Annotated in this window: 28 protein-coding genes and 2 pseudogenes; 17 read left to right on the plus strand and 13 right to left on the minus strand. The window is 71.0% G+C overall.

Features of this window, described 5'->3' with window-relative positions:
- The first annotated feature begins 16 nt into the window (after window positions 1–16).
- Window positions 17–1,927: a fibronectin type III domain-containing protein gene (locus R2740_RS04425; RefSeq protein ID WP_371301477.1), complete on the plus strand. Its 1,911-nt coding sequence runs from the start codon at window positions 17–19 to the stop codon at window positions 1,925–1,927.
- 3 nt (window positions 1,928–1,930) lie between these two features.
- Here R2740_RS04425 and R2740_RS04430 read toward each other — a convergent pair whose 3' ends face one another.
- A complete protein-coding gene (locus R2740_RS04430; RefSeq protein ID WP_371301478.1) occupies window positions 1,931–3,319 on the minus strand; it encodes an ABC1 kinase family protein in 1,389 nt (462 codons plus the stop codon).
- A 201-nt stretch (window positions 3,320–3,520) separates the two neighbouring features.
- Here R2740_RS04430 and R2740_RS04435 point away from each other — a divergent pair, with 201 nt between their 5' ends.
- The 3 genes from R2740_RS04435 (at window position 3,521) to R2740_RS04445 (ending at window position 4,664) form a co-directional block, all read left to right on the plus strand.
- Window positions 3,521–3,754, plus strand: a complete 234-nt coding sequence (locus tag R2740_RS04435; RefSeq protein ID WP_371301479.1) for a hypothetical protein — start codon at window positions 3,521–3,523, stop codon at window positions 3,752–3,754.
- The gene (locus tag R2740_RS04440) at window positions 3,751–4,080 is read left to right on the plus strand and encodes a type II toxin-antitoxin system PemK/MazF family toxin (protein WP_371301480.1); all 330 of its coding nucleotides are present in this window, start codon (window positions 3,751–3,753) and stop codon (window positions 4,078–4,080) included. The genes R2740_RS04435 and R2740_RS04440 overlap by 4 nt, the downstream gene beginning before the upstream one ends.
- A gap of 155 nt (window positions 4,081–4,235) precedes the next feature.
- Window positions 4,236–4,664, plus strand: coding sequence for a GNAT family N-acetyltransferase (locus R2740_RS04445; protein WP_371301481.1), 429 nt, complete (start codon window positions 4,236–4,238; stop codon window positions 4,662–4,664).
- Between the two features lie 115 nt (window positions 4,665–4,779).
- On the opposite strand, the gene R2740_RS04450 is transcribed toward R2740_RS04445, so the two are convergent.
- On the minus strand, window positions 4,780–4,986 hold the full coding sequence (locus R2740_RS04450) for a hypothetical protein (RefSeq protein WP_371301482.1): 207 nt from the start codon (window positions 4,984–4,986) through the stop codon (window positions 4,780–4,782).
- A 310-nt stretch (window positions 4,987–5,296) separates the two neighbouring features.
- Between R2740_RS04450 and R2740_RS04455 the strand changes: the two genes are divergently transcribed.
- Together R2740_RS04455 and R2740_RS04460 are read left to right on the plus strand one after the other, a co-directional pair.
- Window positions 5,297–5,899: a hypothetical protein gene (locus R2740_RS04455; RefSeq protein WP_371301483.1), complete on the plus strand. Its 603-nt coding sequence runs from the start codon at window positions 5,297–5,299 to the stop codon at window positions 5,897–5,899.
- 292 nt (window positions 5,900–6,191) lie between these two features.
- Window positions 6,192–8,201, plus strand: coding sequence for an MMPL family transporter (locus R2740_RS04460; RefSeq protein WP_371301484.1), 2,010 nt, complete (start codon window positions 6,192–6,194; stop codon window positions 8,199–8,201).
- 327 nt (window positions 8,202–8,528) lie between these two features.
- On the opposite strand, the gene R2740_RS04465 is transcribed toward R2740_RS04460, so the two are convergent.
- Window positions 8,529–8,870, minus strand: coding sequence for a hypothetical protein (locus tag R2740_RS04465; protein WP_371301485.1), 342 nt, complete (start codon window positions 8,868–8,870; stop codon window positions 8,529–8,531).
- Window positions 8,871–9,548: 678 nt separating this feature from the next.
- Here R2740_RS04465 and R2740_RS04470 point away from each other — a divergent pair.
- The 3 genes and pseudogenes from R2740_RS04470 to R2740_RS04480 form a co-directional block, all read left to right on the plus strand.
- Window positions 9,549–9,938, plus strand: a complete 390-nt coding sequence (locus R2740_RS04470) for a hypothetical protein (protein WP_371301486.1) — start codon at window positions 9,549–9,551, stop codon at window positions 9,936–9,938.
- 421 nt (window positions 9,939–10,359) lie between these two features.
- Window positions 10,360–10,653, plus strand: coding sequence for a GNAT family N-acetyltransferase (locus R2740_RS04475; protein ID WP_371301487.1), 294 nt, complete (start codon window positions 10,360–10,362; stop codon window positions 10,651–10,653).
- Window positions 10,575–10,826: pseudogene (locus R2740_RS04480) on the plus strand (GNAT family N-acetyltransferase); the annotation flags it as partial. The gene R2740_RS04475 and the pseudogene R2740_RS04480, both read left to right, overlap by 79 nt.
- Here R2740_RS04480 and R2740_RS04485 read toward each other — a convergent pair.
- The 6 genes and pseudogenes from R2740_RS04485 to msrA all read right to left on the minus strand — a co-directional run.
- Window positions 10,790–11,149: pseudogene (locus R2740_RS04485) on the minus strand (type II toxin-antitoxin system PemK/MazF family toxin); the annotation flags it as partial. The pseudogenes R2740_RS04480 and R2740_RS04485 sit on opposite strands and share 37 nt — an antisense overlap.
- Before the next feature lie 142 nt (window positions 11,150–11,291).
- Window positions 11,292–11,534, minus strand: coding sequence for a hypothetical protein (locus R2740_RS04490; RefSeq protein WP_371301488.1), 243 nt, complete (start codon window positions 11,532–11,534; stop codon window positions 11,292–11,294).
- Window positions 11,531–11,656 carry a hypothetical protein gene (locus R2740_RS04495; RefSeq protein ID WP_371301489.1) on the minus strand — a complete coding sequence of 42 codons (126 nt, stop codon included), beginning with the start codon at window positions 11,654–11,656 and terminating at the stop codon, window positions 11,531–11,533. The genes R2740_RS04490 and R2740_RS04495 overlap by 4 nt, the downstream gene beginning before the upstream one ends.
- On the minus strand, window positions 11,638–11,919 hold the full coding sequence (locus tag R2740_RS04500) for a nuclear transport factor 2 family protein (protein WP_371301490.1): 282 nt from the start codon (window positions 11,917–11,919) through the stop codon (window positions 11,638–11,640). Before R2740_RS04500 ends, R2740_RS04495 begins: the two co-directional genes overlap by 19 nt.
- A 44-nt stretch (window positions 11,920–11,963) precedes the next feature.
- Entirely contained in the window at window positions 11,964–12,272 is a 309-nt protein-coding gene (locus R2740_RS04505) for a DUF1272 domain-containing protein (RefSeq protein ID WP_371301491.1), read from the minus strand.
- Window positions 12,272–12,919, minus strand: coding sequence for a peptide-methionine (S)-S-oxide reductase MsrA (msrA, locus tag R2740_RS04510; RefSeq protein ID WP_371301492.1), 648 nt, complete (start codon window positions 12,917–12,919; stop codon window positions 12,272–12,274). The genes R2740_RS04505 and msrA overlap by 1 nt, the downstream gene beginning before the upstream one ends.
- 123 nt (window positions 12,920–13,042) lie before the next feature.
- Here msrA and R2740_RS04515 point away from each other — a divergent pair, with 123 nt between their 5' ends.
- Genes R2740_RS04515 through ilvA form a run of 5 tightly spaced genes read left to right on the plus strand, consistent with a single transcriptional unit; the run spans window position 13,043 to window position 18,523 of the window.
- A complete protein-coding gene (locus R2740_RS04515) occupies window positions 13,043–13,459 on the plus strand; it encodes a DUF3224 domain-containing protein (RefSeq protein WP_371301493.1) in 417 nt (138 codons plus the stop codon).
- Window positions 13,460–13,493: 34 nt separating this feature from the next.
- A complete protein-coding gene (locus tag R2740_RS04520; protein WP_371301494.1) occupies window positions 13,494–14,669 on the plus strand; it encodes a cystathionine gamma-synthase in 1,176 nt (391 codons plus the stop codon).
- The gene (locus R2740_RS04525; protein ID WP_371301495.1) at window positions 14,662–16,077 is read left to right on the plus strand and encodes a glutamate mutase L; all 1,416 of its coding nucleotides are present in this window, start codon (window positions 14,662–14,664) and stop codon (window positions 16,075–16,077) included. The genes R2740_RS04520 and R2740_RS04525 overlap by 8 nt, the downstream gene beginning before the upstream one ends.
- A gap of 9 nt (window positions 16,078–16,086) precedes the next feature.
- Window positions 16,087–17,310, plus strand: coding sequence for an AI-2E family transporter (locus tag R2740_RS04530; protein ID WP_371301496.1), 1,224 nt, complete (start codon window positions 16,087–16,089; stop codon window positions 17,308–17,310).
- Entirely contained in the window at window positions 17,303–18,523 is a 1,221-nt protein-coding gene (gene ilvA / locus R2740_RS04535; RefSeq protein WP_371301497.1) for a threonine ammonia-lyase, read from the plus strand. Before R2740_RS04530 ends, ilvA begins: the two co-directional genes overlap by 8 nt.
- A gap of 132 nt (window positions 18,524–18,655) precedes the next feature.
- On the opposite strand, the gene greA is transcribed toward ilvA, so the two are convergent.
- Both greA and R2740_RS04545 read right to left on the minus strand, forming a co-directional pair.
- On the minus strand, window positions 18,656–19,150 hold the full coding sequence (gene greA, locus R2740_RS04540; RefSeq protein ID WP_371301498.1) for a transcription elongation factor GreA: 495 nt from the start codon (window positions 19,148–19,150) through the stop codon (window positions 18,656–18,658).
- A gap of 261 nt (window positions 19,151–19,411) precedes the next feature.
- Window positions 19,412–19,831 (minus strand): DUF4307 domain-containing protein, encoded by a 420-nt coding sequence (locus R2740_RS04545; protein ID WP_371301499.1) that lies wholly within the window; start codon window positions 19,829–19,831, stop codon window positions 19,412–19,414.
- A 65-nt stretch (window positions 19,832–19,896) separates the two neighbouring features.
- Here R2740_RS04545 and mca point away from each other — a divergent pair, with 65 nt between their 5' ends.
- A complete protein-coding gene (gene mca, locus R2740_RS04550) occupies window positions 19,897–20,811 on the plus strand; it encodes a mycothiol conjugate amidase Mca (RefSeq protein ID WP_371301500.1) in 915 nt (304 codons plus the stop codon).
- A gap of 12 nt (window positions 20,812–20,823) precedes the next feature.
- Window positions 20,824–21,120 carry a hypothetical protein gene (locus R2740_RS04555; protein ID WP_371301501.1) on the plus strand — a complete coding sequence of 99 codons (297 nt, stop codon included), beginning with the start codon at window positions 20,824–20,826 and terminating at the stop codon, window positions 21,118–21,120.
- Between the two features lie 9 nt (window positions 21,121–21,129).
- On the opposite strand, the gene R2740_RS04560 is transcribed toward R2740_RS04555, so the two are convergent.
- Window positions 21,130–21,744 carry a class I SAM-dependent methyltransferase gene (locus R2740_RS04560; RefSeq protein ID WP_371301502.1) on the minus strand — a complete coding sequence of 205 codons (615 nt, stop codon included), beginning with the start codon at window positions 21,742–21,744 and terminating at the stop codon, window positions 21,130–21,132.
- A gap of 4 nt (window positions 21,745–21,748) precedes the next feature.
- Window positions 21,749–22,357, minus strand: coding sequence for a hypothetical protein (locus R2740_RS04565; protein WP_371301503.1), 609 nt, complete (start codon window positions 22,355–22,357; stop codon window positions 21,749–21,751).
- Between the two features lie 50 nt (window positions 22,358–22,407).
- Between R2740_RS04565 and R2740_RS04570 the strand changes: the two genes are divergently transcribed.
- On the plus strand, window positions 22,408–23,184 hold the full coding sequence (locus R2740_RS04570; protein WP_371301504.1) for an IclR family transcriptional regulator: 777 nt from the start codon (window positions 22,408–22,410) through the stop codon (window positions 23,182–23,184).
- The last annotated feature ends 62 nt before the right edge of the window (window positions 23,185–23,246 follow it).

Here is a 23,246-nt window from a genome sequence, read left to right on the forward strand (position 1 = left end):
GAGACATGGGGATCCGATGAGGCTACGCCGCGGCGCCGCCGCGCTGCTGTGGGCCGCCCTCGTGCCGGTCTCCCTGGTCCTGGTCGCCGTGCCGACCCTCTCCTACGCCGACCTCGGCCGGCAGCCGGCCGCCGCGCCGGCCCAGTCGCATGCCTTCGCGCCGTGGCTGCGGCTGGCCGACGGCCGCATCCTCACGGCCGGCGGCTACACCGCGGCGCCCGATCCCGGGGTCGCGTGGCAGCTGCGGTGGTTCACCGACGCCACCGAGATCTACGATCCGGCGACGGACAGCTGGTCGAGCGCGGCGCCGTTGCCGGGCGGCGTACGCAGCCAGCAGCAGGGGGTCGTGCTGGCCGACGGCCGGGTGCTGATGGTCGGTGGTCGGCACCGCTGGTCCGGCGGGCTCACCTGGTGGTCGGCGATCTACGACCCCGTCGCCGACGCCTGGCACCGCACCCAGCGCCTGCCACGGGCCCGGTCGGTTCGCGCCCTGGTGGCGCTCCCGGACGGCCGGGTGCTGGCCACGGGTGGCGTCGACGCCGTCTTCGACCCGGCGGACGAGACGTGGAGCCCCGCGTCCTATCCCCGCGGGAGTCTCGGGACCCAACCGCTGGCGCTCCCGGACGGGCGGGTCTTCACGACCCTCAGGACCGACCGCGGGTTCGCCGACATGGTCTACGACCCCGACACCAACAGGCTGCGCGGCCTCGGGGTGCGCTCGACCCGCGGGCTGGCTGCGGTGCTCGGCGACGGGCGGGTGCTGTCGGTCCGGGCAGGTGAGTCCCGCCTGTTCGACCCGGTGACCGACACCTGGGCCGACGCGGCGCCGTTGCGCTACCCCGGCGACCGGATCGTCGCCCTCGACTCGGGCCGGGTGCTGGTGTGGCGCGCCGACGGCGGTGACTGGCCGCACGGGGCGTGGGCCTACCACCCCGCCAGCGACTCCTGGCGGCTCGAGCCCAGCCCGGGCGACGCGGCAGGGGTGGTCGCCACGCCGGGCGACCGGCTGCTGGTGGGGGCCTATGCCCAGGGGCCGAGCGACGCCGACTGGCCATGGACCGCCAACGCCCTGGTCTACGCCGACGGGGTGCCGTCGGTTCCGCGGGAGGTCACCGTGGGGGCCGAGCCGGACCGGCTCACGGTCGCGTGGCAGGCGCCGGCCCGGACCGGGAGAGGCCCGGTGACCGGCTACGACGTCAGCTATGCCGAGCGCTCCGCGCCCGACGAGGTGGGAACCCGGAAGACGGTCCGGCTTCCCGCGGCGGCACGGTCCTTCGAGGTGGCCACCGCCGTGCCGACGGCCTTCGGCACCACCGTCGAGGTCGTCGCGGTCAACGCTCGCGGGCGGTCCGAGGGCGTGCTGGTCTCCGGACGCGCGACCGCGCGGGCCTGCACGATCACCGGCACCCCCGGGCCCGACGTGCTGGTGGGCACCCCCGGCGACGACGTGATCTGCGGCCTCGAGGGCGACGACGTCATCGACGGTCGCGGCGGTGACGACGTGCTCCGCGGCGGGGCCGGGGTCGACGTACTGCGGTTCAGCGGTGGCGGCGGGCCGGTGAGCGTCAACCTCACCCGCGGCACGGCGACCGGGCGCGGGTCGGACAGCGTCGCCGAGGTCGAGGTGGTGGTCGGGACGCCGTTCGCCGACGTGCTGACCGGCAACCTCGACACGGTGTTGCTGCGGGGGCGGGCCGGCGACGACCAGCTCTCGGGCGCGAGAGCAGTGTCGGGTGGCGCCGGTGACGACGTGTTCCCCCAGAGCTTCGGTTCGCTCAGCGAGGTGATCCGCGGGGGACAGGGGACCGACGAGGTCGACTACGGCCCCGGGCCGGCGTACTTCCTGGACCTCGCGGCCGGCGTGCTCGAGGCGTCGACCGGCGAGACGACCCGGCTGGTGTCGGTGGAGAACGCTCGGCGCTTCTGAGCGCTACCGAGGGTCCGCGAAGCCGGGCAGCGACTCCTCGAGGATCGCCCGGAACGGCGCCTCCGCCTCCAGCTGTGACAGCAGCCCGATGCCGCCCAGCCAGGTGCGGTGGATCAGCATGTAGCTCGGGGGCAGGTTGAGCTTGGTCGCCATCGCGAACGTCGGGTCCGAGGGGTCGTTGAGCCGTTGGAACTGCCCGCGCATCCACTCCCGCGAGAAGCGGAAGCGCTCCGTGCGGGTCGGCTCGACGAACGGCGCGAGGTAGGCCAGCACCAGCTCGGGCTCGACCTTGACGTTGTCGCGGATGAAGCCCTCGGCGCGCAGCCCGTCGACGAGCCGGTCGGGCTGCTCGTGGGCCGCGATCCGCATCAGGGTGCCCATCGCCCGGGGCAGCTGCCGCTCCGGCAGCCGGGCGACCGCGCCGTAGTCGAGGACGCCCAGCTGGCCCGGTGAACCGTCGGCGTGGGGGATCACCCGGAAGTTGCCGGGGTGCGGGTCGGCGTGGAGCATGCCGGTGCGCGCCGGACCGCTGAACAGGAAGCGGACGAGCAGCTCGCCGTAGTGGTCGCGCTCCTCGCGGGTGCCCTCGGCGATGATGCCCGCGATCGACTGGGGGCTCTCGAGCCACTCCGAGACCAGCACGGTGGTGCCGGCGGCGACGACCGGCGGCACCATGATGTCGGGGTCGTCGGCGAACGCGTCGGCGAAGGCCTGCTGCGCCTCGGCCTCCAGGTGGTAGTCGAGCTCGTCGGCCGCCCGCGCCTGGATCTCGGCGATCAGCGGCTTGGCGTCGACACCCGGGAACAGCGGTGAGACGCCGCGCGCCAGCCGCGACAGCTGGCGCAGGTCGCTCATCAGCGCCTCACCGGCGCCGGGGTACTGCACCTTGACGGCCACCTCGCGCCCGTCGGCCCACCGGCCCCGGTGCACCTGGCCGATCGACGCGGCCGCGGCCGGCCCGCCGTCGAGCCAGACCAGCTGCTCTCGCCAGTCGGGACCCAGCTCCTTCTCGATCTCCTGGCGCACCGTCTGCGTCGGCATCGGGGGCGCGGAGTCCTGCAGTCTGCGGAGGTGGTCGCGGTAGGGCGCGGCGACCTCCTCCGGCAGCGCCGACTCCAGCACCGACAGCGCCTGCCCGAACTTCATCGCCCCGCCCTTGAGCTCGCCCAGGGTGCGGAACAGCTGCTCGGCGGTGCGCTGCTGGATGTCGCTGGCCACCGACTCCGCGGTCTGCCCACCCAGCCGCTTGCCCAGCCCGACGGCGGTGCGGGTGGCATAGCCGAGCGGCAGCGCCGCGAGCCGTGCCGTCCGCGCGACCGCCTTGCGGGGCAGGTCCACACCGCGCGGCTCGGGCTGGTCGGGCCGCTCGGGCTGGTCGGGCTCCTCGGGCATGGCTCCATTGTCGGGTACGCCGCCAACCGGGCCCTGCCCGGATCGCGCGCGGTCACCGGTGACCCGTTGCGGACGGGTCATCCGGGGCGTCGATCCTGCGTGGGGCCACCCGCCGGCGGGGTTCCCGGAGCGAGTTCTGCTTGCGGGTGTCACCCGGCACGCGAGGTCGGAGCCCAGCAATGGGCGTGGCATACTTATGCCATGAGTCGCACACGCCTGAGCACCACCGTGGACGCCGAACTCCTCGATCACGCGCGCAAGGCGTCCGGGAAGCCCGACTCCGCACTTGTCGATGAAGCCCTGGCCGCCTTGCTGGCCCGCCATCGCTCTGCCGAAGTGGACGCCAGCTACGCCGCATACGACACCCACCCGCTCGATGCGCCAGACGCATGGGGAGACCTAGCCTCGTTCAGGCGCGCGGTCGCAGCGTCATGACCAACCTCCCCGAACGCGGGGAAGTGTGGTGGTGCGAGATGGCCGAGATCGGTCGTCGTCCCGTCGTCGTTCTGTCGCGGGACGCGGTCATTCCGCGCCACCGCCGCGCCCTGATCGCCCCATGTACGACCACGATCCGAGGTCTCGCCAGCGAGGTGCTTCTCGAACCCGGAGACGACCCGGTGCCGCTGCGCTCGGTGGTCAATCTCGACTCAGTCGAAAGCGTCTCGATTGCGATCCTGGTCGAACGTCTCGGGAGAGTGGCTGAGCCCCGAATGCGTGAGATCTGCACCGCCCTCGCGGTCGCAGTCGACTGCTCAGGCTGAATTGCACCTCATCGCGGCTCGCCGATCGGCTGTCGACGCGACCAGCCCGACGGCGCCGGAGCGATCGGCGCTCGCCGGTGGCGGTTCGGCCTAGGGGACGAACGGCAGCCGATGTGGGCATGGCAGCCGTCCAGCTGGCGTGAGACCCTTCGCGCGTGATCACGACCATGACGCGCGCGCACCTCGCCCCTTGCGTGTCCCTCTACATCGAGACCTTCAGCGCCCCGCCCTGGAATGAATCCTGGCGGGCCGATGACGCCGCGCAGCGGCTGGGCGAGTTCCTGACTACCCCACGGGCGGTTGGTCTCTGCCTGCTGGATGACGGCGGCAGGCTCCTCAGATTCGCCCTCGGTCACCTGGAGCGCTTCGGCGCCGAGGACCACTTCCTGCTCAAGGAGATGTGCGTACGCCTTTCGGAGCAGCGGAGGGGACATGGCACGCGGATACTGCAGGCGCTCGCAGAGCGACTCGGGGAGGTGCAGCACTGGTATCTGCTTACTGCTCGTGACGGCAGTGCTGCTGCCTTTTACGCGAGAAACGGTTTCCGGTCTGCTGGGCGCATGGGCGTCTTCGTCCGCCCGTAGTGGCGGGGGCGCCGGTAGCCCCTTCGGCAAGCGAGACCGAGTCGATCGCGACTCCCGGCCTGTCGTCATGGGACGGCGAAGAGGGGGTGATACTGCGAGGGCTGTCAGCCAATTGCTATTCGGGTGAAGGGGTGTTGACTTCGATGTCGGAGCACTTGGTTGCGTGGTCGCGGAGCTCGGCGTCGGTGGTCTCGAGGTCGTCGAGCGTTTGGCGGAGTTCTTTGGGGCGGAAGTCACGCACGTAGCCGGCCGCTTCGCGTAGCAGGCTGACGGCCTCCTGGACGGAGTCCGAAGCGAGAGAGCACTCCTCGGGGATCACCACCGTAGTGTCCTGCGGACCGGGCGAACTCGCGGTTGCAGTGCTGTCCGCAGCCGAAGGCGAGTCTCCCGACTCTTGCCCATCGGCGCTGCCGGAAGCCACACCGACGACGATGCCACCGATCAGTGCACCAACCAGGAAGGCGGCAGCCGGGAGCCAGATCCGGAGAGGCGACGAGGGCGCGCCGGAGGGCGTCTGGGGCGTCGAGTCGCCCGACTTCTGCGGGGGTCGACTTCCTTGTCGTCGGGCATTGTCATCGACCCCTTTCGGCCGGGTTCAGCGTACTATGCGCCTACCTTGATCGGGAGGTCCCATGCAGCTGAATGCTAGGGCAGCCGATGCCTCCACCGTCCGGCTCCTCGACTCGCTGAACCTCGTCTGGGTGGCCTTCTGGCTTCTCATCGGTGTGTGGACCTGTGTGACCCTGTGGCAGGTGGCCGACGTGGGTGACACTCTGGCGGTCTCGGGGACCGCGCTGCATTCCTCGGGCGAAGCTTTGACGAAACTCGGGTCTCTCCCGGTCGTGGGTGACGACGCTGCTGCGGTAGGCGCTGACGTGACAGCAACGGGGCAGGAGGTCACGGTCCGGGGCCAGGAGGTCAAAGGCGAGCTGCGCCAGCTGGCCGTCCTGCTCGGCATCTCCATCATTGCGGTCCCGATGGCCCCGGTGTTCGGGCTCTACCTCCCTCTCCGGTTGGCGCGGCGTCGGGACGTGCGTACGATCCGCGCCGCGTTGCTCCGGCATGCCGACGAGGATGGGCTGAACCGCTACTTGGGTGCTCGGGCGGTCGCTCACCTGAGCTATGGGGAGATCCGCGCGATCACCGGCGATCCGTGGAGGCTCTTGGCCGCCGATCCGCGGGCTCTCGCGGACGCGGAGTTGGAGCGTTTGGGGCTGACCAGGCCCCGACCATGAGTCGGCGGGTGGTGCCCTGCGCCGGCCGTGATCGCGTTCGGCGCGGGCGGGTGGGCCGCGCGTATGCGCGTCTGCTGGTCCGGCTGAGATGGGTCGTGATCGGGTTCTGGGCGATGTTGGTCGCAGCTTCCATCGTGTGGACTCCTGGCGAGCTGGAGGACAGCAACGGTTTCGAAGGCATGCTCACCCCCAAACCCCATCGATACAGACCGAGCTGCGATCCCTGGACGAGTTCGGGTTCCCGTTGTTGGCCCGCACCACGTTGGTGCAGCGGGACCCGGATGGACTGTCGGTGTACGACCAGGCCAGGACCGTCACGAACGCGGTGGCCGTGAACGAGGGGCGTTACCCGGACGTCGCCCCGATCCTGGGCGCCATCCCGCTGACCAATTCTTTCCAGCTCTTCCCGGGAGCGCGCGAGAACGGCACCACGGCCCTGACCTATCTATTGGTCGACCCGACTGCCAGCGTCGGACGCCAGCGCCGTGCCGCGCAACGGTACGCCGACCGCTACTTCGGACCCCGGGACAACACGGTGGGTGTGACCGGTTCGGTGCCGGCGCGTGCCGAGCAGGGCGACATCATCTCCGAGAAGCTTCCGACCGTCGAGCTCTGGACGATGATCGCGATTCTCGCCATCGTCAGCATCGCCTTCCGCTCGCTGGTGGCTCCGGTGCTGACGTTGTTCGTGGCTGGCGTAGGCTACCTGATGACCCTCAGCTTGGCCTCAATCGCGGACAGGTTCCTGGGGCTGTCCACACCGGCCGAGTTGCGCCCAGTAGTCGTAGCCATGCTGTTGGGGGTGTCGACCGACTACGTGGTCTTCCTGATGTCATCGCTGAGGGAAGAGCGCGCGCGCATCGACGACCCGAGGGATGCCGTGGAAGGGGCGACCGCCAGGTCGGCTCACATCGTTGCCACCGCGGGCCTGGCTGTCGCCCTCGGCAGTGGTGTGCTCGCGGTGGCCGCGTCGCAGTTCTTCCGCGCCTTGGCACCGCCGCTCGTCCTCACCGTGATAGTTGCGCTGCTGGTGTGCCTGACCCTGCTGCCGGCTCTGCTGGCGGTCACGGCCCGAGCGGCTTTCTGGCCTGGCGCCCAGCCTCGAGTCCCGGTCGGGCAGGGACGGCCGCGCGTGCTGGAGGGGATCATCGCTCGGATCGCGGCCGACCGTCAGGTCGCGGGGATGGTGGTGCTCGGTTGCGTCCTGGCCCTCGTCGCCGCGGCCACTCCCGTGTCACGGATGGACCTCGGGGTCTCCTTTGTTGCCTCTTTGCCCCAAGACACCGCGGTGCGCCGGGCCGCAACGCAAGCGCAGCTCGGCTTCGCCGACGGCATCTTGTCCCCTACAATCCTGCTCGTCGAGGGCGACGGCCTGGCTCGACAAGGCAAGGCTCTCCGTACCCTGGGTGACGAGCTGCGGGCTGAGCCGGGTGTGGCCGGCGTGCTCGGCCCAGCCGACCTCCCCGTGAGCCGTAGGTACAACGTCTTCCTCGCCCCCAATGGCGGAGCCGTCAGATACCTCATCGTCTTCAGCGACCAACCGCTCGGCGCGGCCGCGATCGGGCATGTCGACGAGCTGAGGGGACGGCTACCCGCAATCCTGCGGACCAGTGGCCTCGAAGGCGTTCGTGATGAAGGCCTCGGCGGAGATACTGAGGCGGCGTCCTTCATCGTCCATTCCACCGAGGCCGACCTGGCCCGGATCGCGCTCGCTGCGCTTCTCATAAACTTCTTGCTGCTCCTGGTCTTCCTGCGTGGGGCCGTGGCCGCGACCTACCTCCTCTCCGCATCGGTGCTCTCGGTGGCGGCAACGCTGGGCATCACGACGAGCGTCTTCGAGTCCGTAGCACCCGGCCAGGGCCTCACCTTCTACGTCCCCTTCGCGGCCGCCGTGCTTCTGCTGGCCTTCGGATCCGACTACAACGTCTTCTCCGTCGGCAAGATCTGGGACCAGGTCCCTGAGCGAGAAGTCCCCGAGGTCTTGGTCACCGTGAGCCCACCCACCACGCGCGCGCTTGCGGCCGCCGGGTCCGCCTTGGGCGCAAGTTTTGGTGTCCTGGCCATCGTGCCGCTCCTCCCGTTCCGACAGCTCGCGTTCGCGATGGCGGTTGGACTCTTCATCGACGTCTTCGTCGTCAGGGCACTGCTCGTCCCCTCCCTGATCCGAGTGTTCGGCGACCTCAGCTTCTGGCCCATCCGGACGCGTCGAATCGGCCCCGACCGAGAGGACAGCTCGTTTGGAGGGCTGCCCGCACCGATCGAATTGGAGAAACCACGAAGGGAAGGGGCTGCGTCATCCTGATCGCCCGCGCTCCGTGGTCGCCCGCGTCGCCGCACGGCGTCCCCCAGCGGGGGATGCCGTGGATCGCGGCAGCCTGATCATGAAACCTGAATCGCGCAGGGTGACCGGTTGGGGATCGTTGTGCGGACCGCGAGCGCTGGATGCCGTCGGCGCTGCCAGAGTGAGAGACCTGCGGGCCTGCTTCAAGTTCGTCAGTGACTGCCCTGACCCCACCGATCTCCGACTGCTGGGTTCAGGCGTTGCGAAACTCGAATGTCATCCACCGGCCTCGCTCTTCCGCTTGACGCAATCCGACGGCCGGCATGGAACGGACAGGACGCCCCACCGTCAGTTGAAGCACGTCTGGCTGGTGGTGTTGAGGTTCCACTCGTAAACCGTCTTCGAGTCGACGGTGATCAGGAACTCATACCTCGAGGTCGCGTTGATCGGGACGTAGAAGAAGTCGACCGATTTCTTGAGACTCGGGTACGCGGCCTTGACCTCGGCCAGCGTGCTGCCCAGGTGGATGCCTTCGGGAGTGGCCATGGTCGCATCAGCGAAGATCGCCATCAGGCCGCCCTCCTTGGTCAGGCACACCGCCGCCTGCGGGTGGCCCTTCACGACCCGCCCCAGACCGCGAGTGCAGACCTCTGCCAGCTGGCCGGTGGCGACGGCGTCGGCAGAGGACATGCCCAGCGTCAGCGAGCGGTAGCCCGCGGGCCCGCGTGCTGGTCGGCGTCACCGGTGCCGTGGGTGAGGGTGGCCGTCTCGGATCAGGTGGGCGATGGCGTGGGCGTGGACGAGGGCGTCGCGGTGGCCGACGGGCCGGTGGTGCCAGCTCCAGGTTCCTCGGTGGTGGCGCCGCAGCCGGAGGGGAGCGCGGGCTACGGCGATCAGAAGGGCGATCATCGGTGACGCCGGGACCGTGGATCCCCGATGGACTCGTCCGGGGTGGGGCTGGCCCGATCGGGTCGCACGCGGCATCGGCGCCGCTGGGTCCCATGGCTGAGGCCGCGCCCAGAACTTCCGCGGCGGGAGAGGTGGAGTTGGCGCAGACCATGGTGGCCATCGGGTTGCCTCCGATCATGAGAACCGTCACCTCTGTGATGTCCTGAGCAACTCGCTTGGTTGCGGTGCCGCGCGGGAACCCGGCGACCCGGACTCCCGGTGCCGATCGTCGCGGGCGTACCGGTCCAGCATCGGGTCACCCTCCGGCCTCCGGGTGACTACCCGCTTGTGGGCGGCGGCCACGATTCCGTGTTGCTACCTTCAAGGCATGGCTCCCAGAGAGGCCTCGCAACTCGACGTCGAGCGCATGGTTGAGCTGGCCGAGATGAGTGCCGTCGCGAGTACCAGCCGCACGCGCCGGTGTTCCAGCGTCCGGCGACCAATGCCGCGAAGGTCCATCAGCCCTGGCTCGCGAATCTCGTCGAGGACGCCGAAGTCGGAACCTTCGCAGGCATGGAAGCGGCGGATGGCTCGGTGGACGGATTCGTCATCATCACCACTCTGTCGGCACCCCCGGTCTACGACCCCGGGGTTTGTCCTCGCTCATCGACGACTTCACGGTCAGCTCACCTGACCGTTGGGAGACCTCCGGGGCTGCCCTTCTCGACGCAGCGACAGGCTGGGCGCGCCTGCGGTGCCGTCCGAGTGGTCGTCGTCCGCGGCCCTCATGACCAGCCAAAGCGAGATCTGCTGAAGGCTGCCGGCCTCTTCTTCGTCGCATCCGAATGGTTCACCGTCCCCCTCGCCTGATGAAGACTCGCCCGACGTGATGACGGAGGCTCGCGGAGCGCGGTACGGGATCCGCACCGGCACGCTCCGCGTGACTTCATCCCACAACTGGTACGCTCCGCGTGACCATGCGCTTTGGGGTTGCCGCCGCTGCGTACAAACACCGCCATTGCGGGCTTGTCACACCGCGGCCAGTTCATGGCGGCTCCGGTTCAGCCAGCGCCGCTGGCGGCGCTCACAAACCCGGCTGTGGTGACTGACGTCGACTCGGGTAATCTCATGCGGGGTGTGACCCCGACGCCGTGGCCGATGCACGTTGGCTCGCTGGTGTTGCGAGAGGCCGGCGCGGCCGACATCGAGCGGCTGCTCTCGTTCCGCAACGACCTGAGGTTAACCGGTTCATGATCCGCACTAGCGTGGACCCGGAGGCCTTTCGGCGAGAGTGGCTAGCCGTGCCCGACCAGACCGACGCCGTGTCGCCGAGCTGGACGGGACGGTCGCCGCGATGGGGTTCCTTGAGATTGTCGACGGCACCGGTCAGCCCGGGATGCCCACCGGCACCGATGGGCTCATCGGCTACATCGTCCATCCGGAGTTCACTGGAAGAGGCGTGGCCAGCGATCTGGCTCTCGGTCTCCTAGCGGCGCGTTCGATCATCTCGGGCTTCGCCGGGTGGTGGCCGGGTGCAATGCCGACAACATCGCCTCGGTGCGCGTGCTGGAGAAGGCCGGTATGAGGCGTGAGCAGCATGAGTCGAGGACTCTGGCACGCCGACCTCGGATGGGTCGACGGACTATCAGTACGCCCTGCTGGCGCGCGAATGGAATGGACTACCCAACGCTCGCTAGTAGCCCCCGACGACGCCACGCTCCTCAAGTCGTGAGTGTCCGCACGTCCATCGGCTTGTGAGATAGAGAGCGCTCCGCTGCTCGCTCGTATGGACGGGTCTCACGCTGGTCACAGGTCGAGTACGAAGCGCAGGCTTGGTCGATGTCTCGCATCTGGTCGGGCGCGATCATCCCTAGCCGAGCAGCCAGCCGTTCGGTCGACACGACGCGCAGCTGGTCGCAGCGGGCGTAGGAAGTGTGATCAAGTCCGCTGGCCCCGGGCTCGACCTCGATGTGGTTGCGCAGGCGGTAGAAGGCCGAGGTGATGGGCACGACGATGACCAACTGGCCAGGGCTGTTGTTCAGGATGTCCACCGTGACCACCACGCCCGGGCGTCCGGAATGCGGGCTCGTGCCCGATCGGCCTGGTCAGGGATCGACCTCGTAGACCTCGCCTCGCCAGATCACGCGAGCGTCCCACTCTGACGCTCGGCCAGGTAATCCTGCCAGTGCTCGGGGTCGTTGCGCAGTTGCTGGTAGTCCTCACTCAGCCCGCGGAGAAACTCTTGCCGCTCGGCGCGTCGATCGCAGCATGCAGCACGTCGATGCCGGGTCTGCCGCGCCTTGGCAGCGACTGCAGGCGCTCGGTCTGGGCGCCGAACGCGCACTGTGGTGAGGTGTCGGGGAGGCCATATCCTCGGTGTAGACGAGAATGTAGACGAGCGTCGGTGAGGGATCTGCGTACCGGCACGCTCCGCGTGCCGATCGTCACGCGGATCGTGACGATCACGCGGACAGTTGCGCGGCCATCGCCTGCATGAGGGCCTGCAGCGCCGAGAAGGGCCGCACCATCACCGTGAACTCGGCGATCTGCCCGGCGCCGTCCCAGGTGATCATGTCGATGCCGTGCACTTCTCGCGACCCTCGACGGAGGAGGTGAACTCCAGCACCGCCGACTCCTCGCCGACCCACTCGCGGTGGTAGCGGAACTCCGGACCCAGCACCTGGATCGCCGCGCCGAGATAGGCCGCCACCACCGCACGACCCTCCTGGGGCGCGAACAGCGCCGGGGAGCGGAAGACCGCATCCTCCGCGAGCAGGCCGGGCACCGCGCTGGGGTCCGCGGACTCGACGACCGCGTGCCATCGAGCCAGGGAGTCGCTCACGTGGGCCATGCGGCGATCCTGCCACGCCCGCGGAGCCGGCGTACGGCGTCGGCTCAGCGCTCGGCAGGCGGGATGTCGCGCACCCGGGCGCTGAGCTCGGCAGCCTCGTCCCAACTGACCGACATGTGCACCCGCAGCGTCGACGGCGGTCGCTCACCGACCGACAGCCCGGGCCGCCACTCCCGAGCGGGGCGGATCGGACGTGGGCTGAAGCCGCCCCCACAGTTGGGGCAGACGTTGTCGAGCCTGTCGACGCACTCGTTGCAGAACGTGCACTCGAACGTGCAGATCCGAGCCTCGGTCGCCTCGGGCGGCAGGTCCTTGTCGCAGCCCTCGCAGTTGGGCCGCAGCTCCAGCGCCATCAGCCGTCCGCGGGGAACCGCACCCCGGTGGCGGAGTGGCAGCGATAGCCGTGCGGGTTCTTGACGAGGTACTGCTGGTGGTAGTCCTCGGCGTAGTAGTAGTCCGGTGCGGGGGCCACCTCGGTGGTGATCTCGCCGTAGCCGCGCTCGGTGAGGGCCGGCTGGTAGCGCGCCAGCAGGTCGCGGGCGACCGTCTCCTGCTCGGGGGTCGTCCAGTAGATCGCCGATCGGTACTGCGTGCCGACGTCGTTGCCCTGGCGCATGCCCTGCGTCGGGTCGTGTACCTCGAGGAACGCCGTGACCAGGTCGGCGAAGGAGACCCGCGCCGGGTCGTAGACCACGCGGACGGCCTCGGTGTGACCGGTGCGGCCGCTGCAGACCTCCTCGTACGACGGGTGCGGCGTCAGCCCGCCGGCGTACCCGACCGAGGTCGACCACACGCCCGGCACCTGCCAGAACACCTCCTCGGCACCCCAGAAGCAGCCCAGCCCGAAGATCGCCACCTGATAGCCGTCGGGCACCTCGTCGGTGACCAGGGGGGCGTCCAGGACCAGGTGGCGCTCGGCCAGCGGGAACGGGCGGGAGGTGCGGCCGGAGAGCGCGGTCTCGGCGGTCGGCATCGGCTTGGCGGTGCGGGTGAAGAACACGTCTTGCTCCTCGTTCTCGTGGGTTCATCTGGTGCAACGATCGGCGGCACCACACCCATCCCGGAAAGTATGACGAAAGCCTTGCGTCGAGCACGGGGGCGCGTCGGGCCTAGGGTGCTGACCATGCCGAGCACCCAGACCTCTTGCACCTTCACCGTCGACGACTTCACGCCGTCCGCCTGGACGCCCGAGATCGAGACCGCCCTCGACACCGGCCACGCGCACATGGTGAAGCGGTTCGAGGGCGGCCTCGAGGGTCGGTCGATCACCCAGTTCTCGTTCTGCTTCGACAACGAGTCGGGCGTGGGGACCTACGTCGCCACCGAGTCGTTCGAGGGCGCCGTCGACGGACGCGGCGGCACGTTCAACTTCGTGCACTCCGCGACCACGCTGGGTCACGGTGAGCGACTGCACGAGCTGTTCGTGATCGTGCCCGGCAGCGGCACCGGCGCGCTGGCCGGCCTGACCGGCACCGGCGCCCTGGTCATCGACGCCGACGGCACCCACCGGATCACCCTGGACTACGAGCTCGCCGAGTGACGGCTCGGAGGGCCCGCGCACTAGTGTCACCAGGGTGAGCGAGCAGCAGCACCGGTCCAAGTCCGGCTTCGAGACCCGGGCGATCCACGCCGGCTATGCGCCGGACCCGATGACCGGCGCGGTGATCCCGCCGATCTATGCCACGTCGACCTACAAGCAGGACGGCGTCGGCGGGCTCCGCGGCGGCTATGAGTACAGCCGCACCGGCAACCCGACGCGCGCCGCCCTGGAGGGCAACCTCGCCGCGCTCGAGGAGGGGGAGGCTGGCTTCGCGTTCGCCAGCGGGCTGGCCGCCGAGGACACCCTGGTCCGCACGCTGTGCCGCCCCGGCGACCACGTGGTGCTGCCGAACGACGCCTACGGCGGCACCTTCCGGCTGTTCGACAAGGTGGAGGCCGCCTGGGGCCTGGTGCACGACCCTGCGCCCGCGGCCGACCTCGACGCGGTGCGAGCGGCGATCCGCCCGGGGGAGACCCGGCTGGTCTGGGTCGAGACGCCCACCAACCCGCTGCTCGGCATCGGCGACATCGAGGCGCTGGCCGGCATCGCCCACGACGCCGGCGCACTGCTGGTGGTCGACAACACCTTCGCGTCGCCGTACCTCCAGCAGCCGCTGACGCTGGGCGCCGACGTGGTCGTGCACTCCACGACGAAGTACTGCGGCGGCCACTCCGACGTCGTCGGCGGGGCGCTGGTCGTCAAGGACCTCGAGCTGGCCGAGCAGCTGGCCTTCCACCAGAACTCCCTGGGCGCGGTGGCCGGACCGTTCGACGCCTGGCTGGTGCTGCGCGGCCTGAAGACGCTCGCCGTGCGGATGGACCGGCACTGTGACAACGCCGAGCGGGTGGTGGCGTTCCTCAGCGACCACCCCCAGGTCACGGAGGTCTTCTACCCCGGGCTGCCGGATCACCCGGGCCATGAGATCGCCGCCCGCCAGATGCGGCGCTTCGGTGGCATCGTCAGCTTCCGGGTCGCCGGCGGCGAGCAGCGCGCGCTCGACGTGTGCGCCCGCGCCGAGGTGTTCACGCTCGGCGAGTCGCTGGGCGGCGTCGAGAGCCTGATCGAGCATCCGGGTCGGATGACCCACGCGTCGGTCGCCGGCACCGACCTCGAGGTCCCGGCCGACCTGGTGCGGCTCTCCGTGGGCATCGAGACCGCCGACGACCTGCTCGCCGACCTGGACCGCGCGCTCGGCGGCGCCGGTGGCTGACGGGCCAGTCGCCGCACGGCCCGTCGGCGACCCGCTGTCTGCCGACGCCGAGGCCGCCGTCTGCGTCGACTTCGGGTCGACGTTCACCAAGGCGTCGCTGGTCGACCTCGCCGGCGGCCGGATCGCGGCCGCGGCCTCGCATCCGACGACGATCGACACCGACGTGCTCGACGGCTTCGACGCCTGCCTGAGCACGTTGGTCGCCCAGGACCCGCGGGCGGCGACCGCGCCGGTGCTCGCCTGCTCCAGCGCCGGTGGCGGCCTGCGGATCGCCGTCGTCGGCAACGAGGAGCTGGTCACCGCCGAGGCCGGCAAGCGGGTCGCGCTCTCCAGCGGCGGCAAGGTGGTCGGCGTGTTCTCCGCCAGCCGCGGCGACGACCTGCGCGAGGTCGCCGGCGTCACGCCCGACGTCGTGCTGCTCACCGGCGGCACCGACGGCGGCAACGCCGACGCGCTGCTGGGCTGCGCCCGCGAGCTGGTGTCGTGCGGCTGGCGTGGCCCGGTGGTGGTCGCGGGCAACGCCGAGGCGCAGCCGGAGGTGGCGGCGATCCTGACCGCGGCCGGGACGCCGTACGTGCTGGCCGACAACGTCGTTCCCCGGATCGGCGTGCTGACGCCGGACAGTGCCCGGGCGGCGATCCGCGAGATGTTCCTGGTGCATGTCATCGGCGGCAAGCACCTGAGCGCCCGGGCCGACTTCACCGCCATGGTCCGCGGGGCCACGCCCGACGTGGTGCTGACCGGGGTCGAGCTGCTCGCCCGCGGGCTCGGCGCCCAGCATCCGGGCGTGGGCGACGTGGTCGTCGTCGACGTCGGGGGCGCGACCACCGACGTGCACTCCGTGGTCGAGGTCGACCCCGAGGACAGCGGCCTGGGGCGCGAGGTGGTGGCCACCACGCCCGTCACCCGGACGGTCGAGGGTGACCTGGGCATGCGCTGGTCGGCGGTGACGACGGTCGAGCAGGCCGGGCTGGAGGAGTACGCCGACGCGGCAGCGCGCCGTCACGACGACCCCGGCTACCTCCCCGACGGTGACCACGAGGCCGACATCGACGAGGCGATCGCGCGGGCCGCCATCGGTCTGGCGCTGCGACGGCATGCCGGACGCAGCCGGGTGGTGCTCAGCCCCGAGGGCCGGGTCGTGGAGCGCACCGGCAAGGACCTGCGCGAGGTCGACCTGCTGGTCGGGTCGGGTGGCGTGCTCCGAGCCGGGCGGCCGGGCGTGGCCGCCCGGGTCTTCGCCGGCAGCACGGGCGCCGACATCGAGGGCGGCTGGCAGCTGCCCCGTGACCCGCGGGTGGCCGTGGACGCCGACTACGTGCTGGCCGCCGCGGGGCTGCTCGCTGCGTCGCATCCGTGGGCCGCTCACCGGCTCGCCTCCACCCTGCACCCGCCCTCGCGTGGGTAGCCTGTCGCCGTGAGCGCCACCGAGCCGGTCGCCGAGGACCGCACCGCCGACGGGCATCGCCGCGCACACGTGCCGTGGGGGCTCGACCTGGCGGCGGCCTGGTCGTGGCGGCTGATCGTGATCGGCTTCGCGGTCTACATCCTGCTGGGGGTTCTCGCGTTCTTCGCGGTCATCACGCTGCCGTTGGTGGTGGCGCTGCTGATCACCTCGCTGTCCGTCCCGGTGGTGCGGGTGCTCAAGGACATCGGCATCCCGCGCGGCCTGGCGGCCGGGCTCGTCGTGGTGGGCGGCCTGGTCGTGGTGGTCAGTCTGCTGACCTTCGTCGGCCAGCAGGTCGCCAACGGTGCCAACGACCTGGCCACCTCCGTGGCCGACGGGCTCGGGCAGATCAAGGACTGGCTGAAGACCGGGCCGCTGCACGCGACCGACAGCCAGATCAACGACTACATCGACCGGGCCCAGACGTCCATCACCGACCGCGCCCAGAACGGTGAGGTCGTCGGCACCGTCACCGAGTTCGGCACCACGATCGGGCATGTCTTCGCGGGCTTCTTCATCGTGCTCTTCTCGACCTACTTCTTCCTCGCCGACGGCGACCGCATCTGGAGCTGGGCGGTCCGGATCGCGCCCCGGGCGGCCCGCGAGCGTGTGGACAGCTCCGGCCGGGTGGCGTGGAACTCGCTGACCCAGTTCGTGCGGGCCACGGTCCTGGTCGCGCTGGCCGACTCGATCGGCATCATGATCGTCGCGGCCGTCCTCGGTGTCCCGTTCGTCGCCGCCATCGGCGTGCTGGTCTTCCTCGGCGCCTTCGTGCCCATGGTCGGTGCCACGGTGGCCGGCGCGGTGGCCGTGCTCGTCGCGCTGGTCGACCAGGGCCCGATCACCGCGCTGCTGATGCTCGCCGGCGTGATCGCCGTGCAACAGGTGGAAGGGCACGTGCTCCAGCCCTTCCTGATGGGTCGGTTCGTGTCGGTCCACCCGCTGGGCGTGATCGTGGCGATCGGGTGCGGCGTGATCACCGCCGGCATCGCGGGCGCCCTGGTCGCCGTACCGCTGGCTGCCGCGGGCAACGCCGTGGTCCAGCACCTCGCCGCCGGTGCGGGACCACCCGACGGTGAGGCCGACGACGGCGCCGTCGGCGACGACATGGACCCCGACGAGACACCCGCCGCCGATGCGGCAGCCGCCGCCGACGACGCGGACGACCACGCCGCCGAGGGTCGCGATGGGTGACCCTCCGGGAGTCGGCCTCGACGACATCCGGACCGCGGCCGGGCTGCTCCAGGGGATCGCGATCCGCACCCCGATGGAGGGCGCGCGGTGGCTCTCGGCGCTCGCCGGCGGGCCGGTGCGGCTCAAGTGCGAGAACCTGCAGCGCACCGGCTCGTTCAAGCCGCGCGGCGCCTATCTCCGGATCAGCCGGCTCACCGACGACGAGAAGAGCCGCGGAGTGGTGGCGGCCTCGGCGGGCAACCACGCGCAGGGCGTGGCGCTGTCCGCCCAGCTGCTCGGCATTCGGTCGACGGTCTTCATGCCCGAGGGCGCGCCCATCCCGACGGTCAACGCGACCCGGGGCTACGGCGCCGAGGTCATCTTCCACGGGCAGTACCTCGACCAGGCCATCGCCCGAGCCAAGGAGTACGCCGAGGAGACCGGCGCGGTCTTCATCTCGCCGTTCGACCACGTCGACATCGTGGCCGGCCAGGGCACCTGCGGCCTGGAGATCCTGGAGCAGGCACCCGAGGTGGAGACCGTGCTGGTCCCCACCGGCGGGGGTGGGCTGCTCGCGGGCGTGGCCATCGCCGTGAAGACCCAGCGGCCCGAGGTCCGGGTCGTCGGCGTCCAGGCGGCCGAGGCCGCCGCCTTCCCTCCGTCGCTGGCGGAGGGGCACCCGGTCCAGCTCGAGACGATGCGGACGATGGCCGACGGCATCGCGGTGGGTCGGCCCGGAGACGTCACGTTCGCCGCCGTCCAGCAGTACGTCGACGACGTGGTGACCGTCTCGGAGGACTCACTGGCGCGGGCGCTGGTGGCGCTGATGGAGCGGGCCAAGCAGGTGGTCGAGCCGGCCGGCGCCGCGGCCGTGGCGGCGCTGATGGACGACCCGACCGCCTATGCCACGCCGGCCGTGGCCGTGCTGTCCGGCGGCAACATCGACCCGCTGCTGCTGGGCAAGGTGATCCGGCACGGCATGGCCGCCGCGGGGCGCTACCTCTACCTCGGCGTGGTCATCTCCGACCTCCCCGGCGGGCTTGCCGGGCTGCTCACCGAGATCGGCTCGCTCGGCGCCAGCGTCATCGACCTCACGCACGAGCGGATCTCGCCGGCCCTGGGCCTGCACGAGGTCGAGGTGGCCCTGCAGCTCGAGACCCGCGGTGCCGACCATGCCGAGCTCGTGGTCACCCGGCTGCGCGAGTGTGGCTATCGGGTGAGCGCCGGCGGCTGACGGGTTTTCCTCCTCCGAGGAGCCACATCGCAGTTTCTGAGGGGAAATTTCGCGATCTCGCTCCTCGGAGGCATCGACCGACCTCGATGGATGGGGCCCGGCCACCCGGCCGGAGCTCAGCGGCGAACGGGCTCAGCCGGCGTAGGGAACCGCCTCGACGACCTCCACGGCGAGCTCCTTGCCGTTGGGCGCGACATAGGTGACGGTCTCGCCGACGCGCGCGCCGAGGATCGCCGACCCCAGCGGCGACTGGGGCGAGAAGACATCGAGCTGGTCGTCCTCGATCTCGCGGTGTCCGAGCAGGAACGACTCGGTGTCGGAGTCGCCGGGCCAGCGGATGGTGACCTTCATGCCGGGGGAGACGGTGCCGTCGTCCTCGGGGGTGCCGACCTCGGCACGCCGCAGCATCTCCTCCAGCTGGCGGATGCGGGCCTCGACCTTGCCCTGCTCGTCCTTGGCGGCGTGGTAGCCGCCGTTCTCCTTGAGGTCGCCCTCGTCGCGGGCCGCGCTGATCCGCTCGATGATCTCGTGGCGGACCGGGCCGCGCAGCTCCTCGAGCTCGGCCACGAGCTTGTCGTGGGCCTCCTGGGTGAGCCAGATCGTCTCTTGCTCGCTGGACTGCGTCATGGGTCTTCTCCTGAGGTGCTCGGGGAAAGCCGGCGGCGTACCGCCGCACCTGCGTTGGTCTGTGGTGCCTGGGCCCGGCGGCCGTCCGGCGCACGCCTAGAGTCGGGTCATGCGTCAACGGAGGGCGCGGGCTTCTCGTGCGGCACTCCGTCGGCTGCACGACCCGGGCCTGGGCGGCCCGGTCAGCCCTGCGGGATCAACTGACCATCCAGCGTAGCAAGCGGGCGCGGGAATTGCCGATCTCTCGGCCGAAACCGCTGGTCAGCGCGGGCGCTTCTGGTCCGTGGCCGTGCAGCCGACGAGCTCGACGGTCGTCGCCCGTCGCTCGGTCCGGACCGTGACCTCGTTGCGTCCGGGGGTGGGGACCCAGGACAGCTCGCCGACCGGGGTGAAGTCCACGGAGCTCGCCCGCACCAGGCAGCGTACGCCGGCCTGGTCGGGGTCGACGCCACCGTGGATCACCACGTCGACCCGAGCCGTGGCGGCATGGTCGTCGACCACGCTGAAGCCGACCAGGTCGGACTCGACGGTGGGAGTCGCGTGCGACCAGGCGGCCCAGCCGAGCCACACCAGGAACGCCGCCGACACCACGACGGCGGCGACGAGCGTCCCGCGGGCCCGGCCACCACGTCCGTAGCGCTGCCGCAGGAGCTCGTCGGTCGACCGGGGCGCTGCGCTCACCCGGCCATGGTCGCATCCTGGCGCGGGCTGCGGCGGGCCCGGGTCGCCCACCTAGACTTCTCCGCATGCCTGAGGAGCCATCCGACGACCGTTCCCGCGCGGCGCACCCGCGCGCCGGTCTCCGCCTGATGCACGTGCACGCGCACCCCGACGACGAGTCGAGCAAGGGCGCTGCCTCGACGGCGAAGTACGTCGCCGAGGGCGTCGACGTCCACGTCGTCACCTGCACCGGTGGCGAGCGCGGTTCGATCCTCAACCCCAAGATGGACCGCCCCGAGATCCTCGCCAACATCACCGAGATCCGGCGCCAGGAGATGGAGCGGGCGCGTGACATCCTCGGCGTGACCCAGGACTGGCTCGGCTTCGTGGACTCCGGCTGGCCCGAGGGCGACCCCAAGCCCCCGCTGCCGGAGGGTTGCTTCGCGTCGGTGCCGGTCGAGGAGGCCGCCGAGCCGTTGGTGCGGCTGATCCGCTCGTTCCGGCCGCATGTCGTGACGACGTACGACGAGCGGGGCGGCTATCCGCACCCCGACCACATCATGTGCCACCGGGTGAGTGTGGCGGCCTTCGAGGCCGCCGGCGACCCGGCTCGCTACCCCGACGCCGGCGAGCCGTGGCAGCCGCTGAAGCTCTACTACCACCACTCGTTCAACCGGCCGCGGATGCAGGCCCTCCACGACGCCATGATCGAGCACGGTCTCGAGTCGCCCTGGGCCGAGCGGCTCGCGGAGTGGAAGCCGGAGCCGGAGTGGGACGCGCGGATCACCACCCAGGTGGAGTGCGCCGACTACTTCGGAGTCCGCGACCAGGCGCTGCTGGCCCATGCCACCCAGATCGACCCCGACGGCATGTGGTTCGCGATCCCGCGTGAGCTGCAGGAGAAGGTCTGGCCGCACGAGGACTTCGAGCTCGTGGTCAGCCACGTCGACAGCCCCACGCCCGAGTCGGACCTGTTCGCCGGCGTCGCCGACCCGTCCTGAGACACTGGCGGCATGGAGACCCTCGCCTTCGCGGTCACGACGACCCCTCAGGACCCGGTGCCCCAGGACGACGACGTGGTCGCCGGCCCGTGGGGCGCGCTGATCTTCGTCGTCCTGATCGGGGCCACGGTCTTCCTGCTGTTCAACTTCACCAAGCAGCTCCGCAAGGCGCAGGCCGCCAAGGACGCCGGGGTGTTCGGCGACCCGCCTGCCGAGGCGGCCGACGAGACCGACGAGACCGATGAGCCCGACGACTCCGACGACGCGCGCGACGCCGCGGAGGAGGCCGCGCACACCGAGGAGTCGTGATCCTCGGCGTCAGCGTCGGGTGAGCCGCACCAGGCAGTCGTAGGCCACGGCCCCGGCGTCACCGGCATGCCGGTGGGTGCCACCTCCGGCCACCACGCGCTCGACCCGCTCGGCGACCTGGACGTCGTACGAGCGGCCGTCGAGGTCGGCCAGCACGTCCTGCGCGGTGTAGAGCACCGCGGGGTCCTGCGGTCCGCCGGTCCCCTCCCGGAGGTTGGTGCTGTCGTGGGCCACGACCAGGAAGGTGCCACCCGGTGCCAGCGCATCGAAGCCGACGCGGACGGCGGCGGCGCGCTGCTCTGCGGCCAGCTGGAGGTAGGCCAGCACCACCAGGTCGTAGGCGCGGTCCGGCTGCCAGCTCGTCGCGTCGGCGTGGACCCAGCGGACCGGGGCGTCGCCGGCCACCTGTGCCCCCTTGTCGAGCGCGACCTGGGAGAAGTCGACCGCCGTGACGTCCCAGCCCTGCCGCGCCAGCCAGATGGCGTTGCGTCCTTCGCCGGCGGCCAGGTCGAGCGCCGTCCCGACGGGCAGGTCGGCGCACTCGCGGGCGACGAACAGGTTGGGCTCGGCCGACCAGACCAGGTCGGCGTCGGCGTAGCGGGTGTCCCAGGCGTGCGCGTCCATGTCCTCAGCCTAGGTCGGCCGGACCAGCCACGGTCTCGGGCGGGCGTCCGGAGGCCCCGGGGCGTCGCTCCGCGTTGTGCCGCACGTCGAACTCCGCCATCGCCGCCTCGAGGTCGCCCTCGGCGCCGATCCGCTCCCAGAAGACGGGGAAGAGCTCCTTGGCCCGTTCCAGGGGGAAGTCCATGGTGTGCGTCCGGTGGCGCAGGAACTCACGGATGTTGTCGGTGACCGTGTCGACGTAGAACCGGGCGACCTTGACGTGCTGGCTCGGGTCCCACCGCTTCCGGACCACGATGCCCTGGCCGAACGCCCTCATGATGCTCGAGTGGAAGCGGCCGTCGAAGCGACGCGCGTAGGACCGGGCGACCAGGTTCCGCTCGCGGGTGAGGTGCACGTAGAACGTGTCGTCGTCGTCGAAGCGGCGGGCCAGCCCGCCGAGGAACCAGCTGAGCCGGTTGTCGGACTCGATGTGCTGGTCGGCGTACTCGAAGCGGCGCTCGAACAGGAAGCGTCGCCGCGTCTCGTGGCCGGCGGTGTAGTTGGTGATGTGGCTGCAGGCGCGCTCGAAGGTCGTCGACCCACAGCGCCCGGTGGACAGCACGAACACCCGCATGGCGCGAAGTCTAGGGGTCGGTCTCGGCCGGCACCTCTATGCTCCGGCTCGTGGGCGTCCCCGATCGCAGCACGGTCCTCGGCAAGGCGCTGCTGGTGCTCCAGGCCTTCACCGCGGAGGACCACGGCCTGACCCTGGCCGAGCTGGTGCGGCGGACCGGGCTGCCCAAGACGACGGTGCACCGGGTCGTCGGCGACCTGCTGGGGGCGCGGCTGCTGACGCAGGAGGACGGCGCCTACCACCTCGGGGGGCGGCTGTTCGAGCTCGGCATGCTCGCCTCCCTCGAACGGACCCTGATGGAGGTGGCCACGCCGTTCCTGGAGGACCTCTACGAGCGCACCCACGAGACCGTGCACCTGGGGGTCCGCGAGGAGGGCGAGGTGGTCTACGTCGCCAAGGTGACCGGGCACCGGCACGGCCAGTCGCCGACCCGCATCGGCGGTCGGATGCCGGTCCATTCGACGGCGATCGGCAAGGCGCTGCTGGCCTACGCCGACGAGTCGGTGCGCGCCGAGGTGCTGGGCCGCCCGCTGACCCGGTTGACCGCGCGGACGCTCACGGCTCCCGGCCGCCTGCGCCAGCAGCTCGACGCGATCGTCGAGACGGGCGTGGCCTATGAGTACGAGGAGTCGGCCGTGGGCATCGTCTGCGCCGCTGCCCCGATCCTCGACGCCGCCGACCGGCCGGTGGCGGCGGTGAGCGTGGCCGGTCCGCCGACCCGCTTCCGTCCCGACGCCGTCGCCGGCGCGGTGAAGGCGGCGGCGGCCGGCATCGCGGCCACGTTGGCCCGCCGCGAGGAGATGCGGGCCTCGGCCACCCGGCCATGAGGCGTCAGTCGTTCCGGTGAGTGGAACGATCTGCTTGGGATGGGCGCGCACCGGCCAGCATC

Source organism: Nocardioides sp. (assembly GCF_041393715.1).
In the GTDB taxonomy this organism is placed as follows: Bacteria; Actinomycetota; Actinomycetes; order Propionibacteriales; family Nocardioidaceae; genus Nocardioides.

Coding starts and splice junctions, on each gene's coding strand:
- R2740_RS04425 (WP_371301477.1), top strand. CDS start 17: ATGAGGCTACGCCGCGGCGCCGCCGCGCTGCTGTGGGCCGCCCTCGTG.
- R2740_RS04430 (WP_371301478.1), bottom strand. CDS start 3,319: ATGCCCGAGGAGCCCGACCAGCCCGAGCGGCCCGACCAGCCCGAGCCG.
- R2740_RS04435 (WP_371301479.1), top strand. CDS start 3,521: ATGAGTCGCACACGCCTGAGCACCACCGTGGACGCCGAACTCCTCGAT.
- R2740_RS04440 (WP_371301480.1), top strand. CDS start 3,751: ATGACCAACCTCCCCGAACGCGGGGAAGTGTGGTGGTGCGAGATGGCC.
- R2740_RS04455 (WP_371301483.1), top strand. CDS start 5,297: ATGCAGCTGAATGCTAGGGCAGCCGATGCCTCCACCGTCCGGCTCCTC.
- R2740_RS04465 (WP_371301485.1), bottom strand. CDS start 8,870: ATGTCCTCTGCCGACGCCGTCGCCACCGGCCAGCTGGCAGAGGTCTGC.
- R2740_RS04500 (WP_371301490.1), bottom strand. CDS start 11,919: ATGGCCCACGTGAGCGACTCCCTGGCTCGATGGCACGCGGTCGTCGAG.
- R2740_RS04505 (WP_371301491.1), bottom strand. CDS start 12,272: ATGGCGCTGGAGCTGCGGCCCAACTGCGAGGGCTGCGACAAGGACCTG.
- R2740_RS04515 (WP_371301493.1), top strand. CDS start 13,043: ATGCCGAGCACCCAGACCTCTTGCACCTTCACCGTCGACGACTTCACG.
- ilvA (WP_371301497.1), top strand. CDS start 17,303: ATGGGTGACCCTCCGGGAGTCGGCCTCGACGACATCCGGACCGCGGCC.
- greA (WP_371301498.1), bottom strand. CDS start 19,150: ATGACGCAGTCCAGCGAGCAAGAGACGATCTGGCTCACCCAGGAGGCC.
- mca (WP_371301500.1), top strand. CDS start 19,897: ATGCCTGAGGAGCCATCCGACGACCGTTCCCGCGCGGCGCACCCGCGC.
- R2740_RS04555 (WP_371301501.1), top strand. CDS start 20,824: ATGGAGACCCTCGCCTTCGCGGTCACGACGACCCCTCAGGACCCGGTG.
- R2740_RS04560 (WP_371301502.1), bottom strand. CDS start 21,744: ATGGACGCGCACGCCTGGGACACCCGCTACGCCGACGCCGACCTGGTC.
- R2740_RS04565 (WP_371301503.1), bottom strand. CDS start 22,357: ATGCGGGTGTTCGTGCTGTCCACCGGGCGCTGTGGGTCGACGACCTTC.